We start from the raw sequence: 8,183 nt of genomic DNA, 5'->3' as shown, positions 1-8,183 counted from the left end.
CTTGATGTAAGCGGTGTAGAGGAAGGCATGTATGTGCTTGCTGTTTCTTCTGCTGCAGGGCGTACTACCAAAAGAGTCGTTATTGAGTAATTAAGATGATCTTTCCTGGCAGGAGGGTATCTTTATAAGAAAAGATGAGTAAAAGGAGCAGATAAGTCCAACCTGCTCTTTTTACTCATCTTTCTTTCGTATTAAGAATAAATAGGAAGGTATGCGGGTGTACAAGTATAATATATATCTAAGTGGAGAAGAATGTAACTTACTTATAAAATAGCAGGGAAGTAATCAGAGCACAGCCAACAACGGGGACACTTTAGCATTTTAAAGCATAAATAACTTAGCCTGTCTATTTTTAGACACATTGGCATCTGCATTCCCATGTCCGGGCCAGATCATTAACAGGCAATAAACGGTATAGATCTTGCACACTTAACAAGTATTTGGTTGCTATAACTATATAACTGTTGCTTATAATACAGTATCTAATTACCTCCTTTATAAGGCAAATACCGGTATGAACAAGGACTTAACCTTCTAACGAACCAAATCCGGACAACCAATTTTAAATAAGGTACCTTATAATACATCAGCAATAGATACTTTTATGTAAGCAGATGCACGAACTAGTTATAGTATGTAAATAGAAGGTTTGCAGTGCGGTTATTACAGGGTTTTTAATGAGTTTTAGGTTGCATTCTATTTAATATGAAAAGAAATCAGTTTCTATTATTTGCTTTATTACTTTTATCCCTGCAATCACTCGGGCAGGTGGCTGATTCCCCGTTTGAGGTGTATGTGATGAACTATCGGTTCGGACCAAAGTCGCTGGATTACTTTAAGGTTAATAATATTGTGGTAACGAATCTTTTTGCTGAAAATGCAATAGTGGAGGACGGTAGTGAAAACAGAGTAGACGAGGCTAAGGTACGAAATACACTGCAGAAGCTATTCCACCATGCTGACAGCGACGGAAGACTAGTGCTTGACTGGGAGGATAAGGATATTTTTAAAGCCTTGCGGGATTATCCTGTAACAGATAGCCGCTATAAGCGTGCTGAGGCGGAGTGGCGAAAACTTATAGGTATCATCAGAGAAATGCGGCCAAACGTAAAGATAGGTATCTATGGTATACCTTTTAATTCATGGTACGAAACTAACATTGACAAGTACAATCCACCCGGGAAATATGATGAATTATTGTCTTTAACAGACTTCTTGGCCCCTTCATTGTACTTGGCTTTTGCAGATGAAGAGGTGGGGCATGCGCGTAACCTGCAGTACATACGCGAAAATATGGATGTGGCCCTGAACTATGGTAAAAGACTTAACAAGCCGGTTTATCCTTTTTTCTGGCACAGGATTCACGACTATAATAAAAAAAACGGATATGAACTGATGCAGATTGATGTTTTCGCAGCGTACATGAAGTTCATTTCTACCTATACATACAAGGGCTACAAAGCTGATGGTGTATATTGGTGGGAAGCGTTAAGCAAAAAGCAGAACCTTAGTAAAGCAAATGGATTGGGAGGATGGGCAAAAGGTCTGGTAACGGATTATGATTCTTACGATGCACTAATGGTGAAGTATGCCACTGCGGTGGTGGAAGAACTGAATGAATAATGACGGTAAATAAGGTATGTTGAAACAGTTATGTCAATAAAGAAACAACCCTTGCATCTGTATAGTATACTACAACCTTTTAACTCACTGTACGCAGTTGCGCATTCCTGAGCAAGAAATTCATATCTGGTGCTAACTATTGGTAAGCTTTATGAATGAGTGGGGTTTACTTCTGCTTATTTATAAGGCTTATACTTTTACCGATAAGTAGCTGATGCTTTTATTAACCTTCTTAACATCATAATAAATAAATAATTATTTATACTAGAGTAACTAATTCCAGGTAGTAGCGTATCAACAATTGCTCTTGAACATTAATATATCAGTATAATAAAATTTAATAAAATTTAAAGATGAAAATAGTATACTTCTATCAGTTATTTTCGACACCAAAAGGCGCATGGGGAACACGTGTATATGAGTTTACACGTCAGTGGGTTGAGCAGGGACATGAAGTAACTGTAGTTTCCAGTATTTATTCCAAATCAGATTTAAAAGCCACTAAGCTCATCGAAGACCAGTATTTTGATGGCATTCATGTAAAGGTTTTAAACGTTCTGTTAGATAATAAGCAATCGTTTTATAAAAGGATCTGGTCATTCCTAAAGTATAGCCTATTGTCATCTTATTATGCATTGACCTTAAAAGCAGATATTGTTATTGCCTCGTCAGGCCCACTGACAGTGGGCATTCCGGGACTAATAGCCCGCTATATACGAGGGCGTAAATTAGTATTTGAGGTAAGAGATTTATGGCCGTCAGGAGCTATTGAGTTTGGATTTATAAAAAACCCATTGCTGAAGAAGATGTGCTATTGGTTTGAAAAGCAATGTTATAGCGCCGCCTCTTACATTGTGACTTTGTCGCCAGGGATGACACAAGATATCATTAAGCGCGTTGGTGTTAATGTTAATAAAATTGATGATGTAACAAACGCTGCCAATATTCAGCTTTTCTCTACACCGGCACCTTTTCCTAACAGCGTTGTTGAACCCTATCAATATGCGATACATACTGGAAATATAGGTATGGTTAATAATGCTTATTGGCTTTACAATGCTGCGAAAGCCTTGAAAGACATGGGAAGATCGGACATAGTTATATTGATGATAGGTGAAGGACAACAGCGGGAAGAGTTAGAAGAGAAAGCAAAAACAGAAGGTGTGACGAACTTCATCTGTTTAGGTTTGATGCCCAAAAAAGACTTAATAGGCTATTTGCAGAAATCACTTGTTTCAATAAGTTCTACCAGGGAATCACTGGTGCTAGACACATGTTCTCCGAATAAATTTTATGAGTCGCTTGCAGCTGGTGTGCCAATAATTCAAAATACACGGGGTTGGATAAAAGAATTTATGGTGGAGCATGAGGTTGGATTTACGTTGGATCCGAATGATCCAAAGGAATTGGCGGAAACGCTCATCTGGATGAAGGACAATCCTGGCCAAGTGCAGCACATGGGAACAAATGCGTTGAATGTAGCCACCAGATTTTTTGACAAGGATTACTTGGCTGATAAAATGCTGAAAATTCTGGAAGAGGTACACGCGTCTAAATAGATTTGTGTAGCAATAATATAACTTAAAAGCCCATACCTGTGTCATGGCTCTAGGAGCTAACATGCCCTATTTTATAGCAAGGAGGGGCAGCCGCAGGGAGTGTAATTTACAAGTATGTTGTTGCTGAAAATACCTGTTTTCTATACGATTCGTTAAAATTTTTCTTTTTTATATCCCTATTATAGGGCTGTTTATTAAACGTTATCATCAATAGCTTCGTACAGTTTCATCTATCATGAGTAGTTCACCTGGCGTTTTTAAGGGGTTAACTTATAGATTAGGAACATTCGCCCCCAATTTATACCTTTTTATCCCGAAATAAGCTTTTATGGATAAAAAATTGGGTATTGTACGTTAAAGAATAGGTTGATATGTGCAATGCGGCTAAGTAAACTGTATCTTTGTGATAACATAATGTTCTCTATCGTGAACGGTAAGAGAGGCAGAGAGCCGGCAATATAATGAAAGAGTTTATTCTTCAAAATATTATTACAACATTATACAATAAAAACGCTCTAGCAGCAAATGTATAAGACACTCAACAGGCTTAATAATTATTTGCCAAATAATAATAGCCTTAGCTAAATGTAAAAGAAAGATAATTAATTAATAAACGATAAAACACATACCTAAAAGAACTGAAGGCGTATATAGATTTATCGTTTTGAATAATATTGATTTTTGTCTTGTGTGATTCTAATAACCTAATAAAGTAGTTAATCTTATGGGTATGCAAATATCTTTACCTAATAAACTTGTTTCCAATCGTACCACTCTTAAGGTATTTAAAGATTACAATGTAAAGCTTAAGAAATGCCTGATCGTTCACCCTGGCGAAATGGCATCAGAATTTGTGAAAGAACCTGGTTTATCAAATTTCTATACAGTAGACTTCTGGGACGGAACAAGCCAGAAGGATTTGGCAACAACTTTAGCGACTAATAATTATGACGTGGTACTGCTGGACCCTAGTTCCACCATTTCTTTAGATAAAGTTCAGTTAAAACATATAAATAATCTGCGGGTAAACCAGGTTTCAGTGTATAATCTGGCTTCTTTCCATGAAAATTTTTCAAAGCGTATCCCGCTTGCGCATTTCCAGTCGTGGCTTATAAACAGTGACATGTTTTTTGTGAATTCACGAACAGTGTTCCTGTTTCAGAAGCGCATGATTGATATTTTGGTCAGCCTGATGCTTGCGCCTTTTGCTCTAATGCTGGTTTTACTGGCCATATTAGGTATTATGTGTACTTCCAGGGGCCCTGTTTTCTTTATTCAAAAAAGGGTAGGAATTAAAGGACGCACCTTCAAAATTTTTAAGTTGCGTACCATGAGGCACATGCCTGATAATGTTAATGCCAGCCACACTGTTAAGAATGATGCCAGAATAACGCCGATAGGCCACATATTACGGAAGACTAAAATAGATGAGCTGCCGCAGTTGTTTAACATCCTGAATGGAGACATGAGCCTGATAGGGCCAAGGCCGGAAAAAGAAGAAATTGTGGCAAAGCTTGTCGAAGATGCGCCATATTATAACCTCCGGCATTCCATCCGGCCTGGTGTAACGGGTTGGGCCCAGGTTAACTACCCAACTGCTACGCCTGAGCAAAGTCTTCAAAAATTAGAGTATGATTTGTTTTATGTTAAAAATGCTTCTCATTCTTTAGACTTTAAGATTATTCTTCAGACCATTCGGGTGGTATTTACCCTGGATAGCTTGTAGGCTGCTGCATAAGAGCGATAAGTTTGCCTGATAGCTAATTAAGAACTGATTTAGAATATTAAAATTATTTAAGCCAAAAGCCCCGGATGTGCAGTTTATGCTAGTCCGGGGCTTTTGCTTTAACATTTGGCACTGTTTCTTTTATTATATCATATACCTTAGGGGCCTGTCAGAAAGGTATATTTCCTGCCTGACTACTTTATGGTGCGATGACCCATATATACTAAATCGCCGGTAAAATTTTCGTTCTCACTTCTCCAAAACCGATGCGGGTGCCGTTGCGCCCGGCATAGCCGCGCATGATAATCGTGTCATGATCGTTGATGAACCTGCGCTGTGTTCCATCCGGCAAGGTGATGGGCTGCGTGCCGCCCCAGGTTAGTTCCAGCATAGATCCGTAAGATTCTCTTGTAGACCCGCTAATCGTGCCGGAGGCATACACATCGCCTACCTGTATGTTGCAGCCATTGCTGCTCTGGTGCGCCAGCTGTTGGTTCATGTTCCAGTACATATATTTGTAATTGGAGCGACTGATGCAGTTTGCCCGTCCGCCTGCCGGTTGTAGCAGCACCTCCAGGTTGATATCATAGTGATGATTTCCGGTGAATTCCAGGTATGAAAGTGGCCTTGGGTCTTGTTCGGGGCCTTTAACTTTGAAAGGCTCCAAAGCATCCAGGGTAACTACCCACGGCGAAATAGAAGATCCAAAGCTTTTAGCCAGGAAGGGGCCCAAAGGCACGTATTCCCATGTTTGTATGTCACGTGCCGACCAGTCGTTAAAAAGCACCAGGCCGAAAATATAATCGTCTGCCTGATCCGGGGTGATACTTTGCCCCAGCGCTGTTTCTCGGCCGGTAATAAAAGCTACCTCCAGTTCAAAGTCCAGCTGCCTGCAGGAGCCAAAGGCTGGCGCGTCGGCCTGCGGAGCTTTGGTTTGCCCTTTGGGCCGGTGGATGTTGGTGCCTGAAACAACAATAGAGGAGGCCCGGCCATGATAGCCGACAGGAAGATGCTTCCAGTTGGGGGACAAGGCGTTTGCAGGATCGCGGAACATCGTGCCTACATTGGTGGCGTGTTCTATGCTGCTGTAAAAGTCAGTATAGTTGGGAACCTGAACCGGTATCAGCATTTGGGCTTTGTACTGCTCTACCAGGCACTCCCGGATCAGGTCGCTGTTGCCGCTGATTTCTTCGTTATGGTTGCGCAGCAGCTCCGACACGCGGTTCCGGACAGCACGCCAGATAGGCTTGCCCAGTGCGATAAACTCGTTCAGATAGGGGCGGTGGAAAACATTCGGGTCCAGATCGATTAGCTCAAACATGTTGTGCTGCGCCACCACGCAAAGATCCAGGATATACTCGCCGATGGCTACACCTACACGTGGATCGCGATCGGGCGTTGTAAATATGCCAAAGGGCAGGTTCTGTATCGGAAAGTCGCTATCTGCAGCAATCTCAATCCAGGAGTGCAGACCGGGGTCGTTGGCTTTTAGCATGTTGGATGTAGTACAGGTTCTGTATACAAATATAGCTTTTTTGCCTTAACCAGAAAGTATAAGCCGGGTTAATGTAACCTACACGTACTGCATCAAAATCATCTGCCAGGTTTAGAAGGGCGCCTGTCAGCAGTTCTATACTATAAACAACACCAGGGCACGTGCGCCTCAACAAAGTAAGTCACCATACAGCAGCCCTGAAAAGCATAGCGGGCATGCTGTTTTACCAGCCATGCCCGCTTCAGGTAGATATAAGATAAGTATTTTATTCTCAGGATGGGAAAGAAGTCACGTTAATGGCTTCCACAGCCTTTATTTCCGGTACAGCCTTTAGTACCGACTGCTCTACGCCCGCTTTCAGCGTCATGGTAGACATGGGGCAGGAGCCGCAGGCGCCCAGCAGTTCCAGTTTCAGCACCATCTCATCGGTTACCTCCAGTACTTTCACGTTGCCGCCATCAGCTTCAAGGTAAGGCCTGATCTGGTCGAGGGCGCTCTCAATGCGGAGCAAAAAGTCTTGATCTATGTTTGCGGCTGTCATCTGTCTTAGCTTTTAATTTGTACAGGTTTGGTTTGTGCCAGTGTGGCATTCCGAAGCGATACCTGCTGTGCCACAGCCTGTGCCAGTTCCCTGAAAACACCGGAAGCCGGAGAATCGTTCTGCAACACTACCGGTATGCCGTCATCACCGCTTTCGCGGATGCCCTGCACCAGGGGTACCTGGCCCAGCAAAGCGACATCATACTTGGCAGCCAGCGCTTTTCCGCCACCTTCTCCGAATATATAATATTTGTTCTCCGGAAGCTCAGCAGGCGTAAAATAAGCCATATTTTCTACCACACCTAATACCGGTACGTTAATTTGTGGCTGGCGGAACATCTGCAGCCCTCTCACCGCATCGGCCAGGGCTACCTTCTGCGGAGTAGTTACAATCACAGCGCCGGTTACAGGCAAAGCCTGCACCATCGTCAGGTGGATGTCGGAGGTTCCGGGCGGCAGATCGAGCAGCAGGTAATCCAGCTCGCCCCAGTCAACGTCAGAAATAAACTGGCGCAGCGCAGAGCTGGCCATCGGGCCACGCCAGACCACAGCGCCATCTGCAGGTGTCAGAAAACCAATGGACATCATCTTAACGCCATACTTCTCTACCGGCACAATGTAGTTTTTGCCATGATCGCCCTGGATCATGCGCGGATGCTCGTCTTCGGTGCCGAACATGGTAGGGATAGAAGGTCCGGAAATATCAGCGTCAATCAATCCTACCCGGGCACCCGACTGCGCCAAAGCAATAGCCAGGTTGGTGGTAACGGTAGATTTGCCTACGCCCCCTTTGCCTGAAGCCACGGCAATGATGTTTTTCACACCGGTCAGCACTTCGGATGTATCGCCACGGCCTGAGGTTACACGCGAGGTCATGTTCACCGTCACGTCAGCCTCCTTATCTACCATCGTATGAATGGCGGTAACGCAGGCGTTGCGGATCAAATCTTTCAGCGGGCAGGCAGGCGTCGTCAGGATAACCGTGAAGCTGATGTTTTTACCATCTACCTGCACGTTGTCAACCATGTTCAGCGTAACCAGATCTTTGCCCAGATCCGGTTCCTCCACATAACTGAGTGCTTTTAATATATCTTCTTTAGTAATAGCCATAGTATAAAAAGCTTGCACTGATGCTTTGCAAAGATACAAACAAAATTCCCCAATCGCACGCAATGCCTTTAGAGAGCAACACAGAATAGGTAGTATAAGTTTGAACAATGATCTTTAGACTCCAGGATTC

Annotated in this window: 6 protein-coding genes; 3 read left to right on the top strand and 3 right to left on the bottom strand. The window is 43.0% G+C overall.

Features of this window, described 5'->3' with window-relative positions; translation table 11 throughout:
* The first annotated feature begins 705 nt into the window (after positions 1–705).
* The 3 genes from I2I11_RS12470 (at position 706) to I2I11_RS12460 (ending at position 4,908) form a co-directional block, all read left to right on the top strand.
* Positions 706–1,623, top strand: coding sequence for a hypothetical protein (locus I2I11_RS12470; protein WP_196268028.1), 918 nt, complete (start codon positions 706–708; stop codon positions 1,621–1,623).
* A gap of 353 nt (positions 1,624–1,976) precedes the next feature.
* Complete coding sequence (locus I2I11_RS12465) at positions 1,977–3,182, top strand: glycosyltransferase family 4 protein (protein WP_196268027.1); 1,206 nt, start codon at positions 1,977–1,979, stop codon at positions 3,180–3,182.
* Between the two features lie 730 nt (positions 3,183–3,912).
* Positions 3,913–4,908: a sugar transferase gene (locus I2I11_RS12460; protein WP_196268026.1), complete on the top strand. Its 996-nt coding sequence runs from the start codon at positions 3,913–3,915 to the stop codon at positions 4,906–4,908.
* A gap of 223 nt (positions 4,909–5,131) precedes the next feature.
* Here I2I11_RS12460 and fahA read toward each other — a convergent pair whose 3' ends face one another.
* The 3 genes from fahA to I2I11_RS12445 all read right to left on the bottom strand — a co-directional run bounded on the left by fahA (position 5,132) and on the right by I2I11_RS12445 (position 8,053).
* Entirely contained in the window at positions 5,132–6,403 is a 1,272-nt protein-coding gene (gene fahA / locus I2I11_RS12455) for a fumarylacetoacetase (RefSeq protein ID WP_196268025.1), read from the bottom strand.
* Positions 6,404–6,674: 271 nt separating this feature from the next.
* Positions 6,675–6,944, bottom strand: coding sequence for a NifU family protein (locus tag I2I11_RS12450; protein ID WP_196268024.1), 270 nt, complete (start codon positions 6,942–6,944; stop codon positions 6,675–6,677).
* 5 nt (positions 6,945–6,949) lie between these two features.
* Positions 6,950–8,053, bottom strand: coding sequence for an Mrp/NBP35 family ATP-binding protein (locus tag I2I11_RS12445; RefSeq protein ID WP_196268023.1), 1,104 nt, complete (start codon positions 8,051–8,053; stop codon positions 6,950–6,952).
* Between the last annotated feature and the right edge of the window lie 130 nt (positions 8,054–8,183).

Source organism: Pontibacter rufus, from assembly GCF_015694705.1.
In the GTDB taxonomy this organism is placed as follows: Bacteria; Bacteroidota; Bacteroidia; order Cytophagales; family Hymenobacteraceae; genus Pontibacter; species Pontibacter rufus.
Note: the sequence above shows the minus strand (reverse complement) of the source record. Positions and strands in the feature narration are given on the sequence as shown.

Bases quoted from the DNA above. Each gene is read 5' to 3' on its own strand.
- I2I11_RS12470 (WP_196268028.1), top strand. From the start codon at position 706: ATGAAAAGAAATCAGTTTCTATTATTTGCTTTATTACTTTTATCCCTG.
- I2I11_RS12465 (WP_196268027.1), top strand. From the start codon at position 1,977: ATGAAAATAGTATACTTCTATCAGTTATTTTCGACACCAAAAGGCGCA.
- I2I11_RS12460 (WP_196268026.1), top strand. From the start codon at position 3,913: ATGCAAATATCTTTACCTAATAAACTTGTTTCCAATCGTACCACTCTT.
- fahA (WP_196268025.1), bottom strand. From the start codon at position 6,403: ATGCTAAAAGCCAACGACCCCGGTCTGCACTCCTGGATTGAGATTGCT.
- I2I11_RS12450 (WP_196268024.1), bottom strand. From the start codon at position 6,944: ATGACAGCCGCAAACATAGATCAAGACTTTTTGCTCCGCATTGAGAGC.
- I2I11_RS12445 (WP_196268023.1), bottom strand. From the start codon at position 8,053: ATGGCTATTACTAAAGAAGATATATTAAAAGCACTCAGTTATGTGGAG.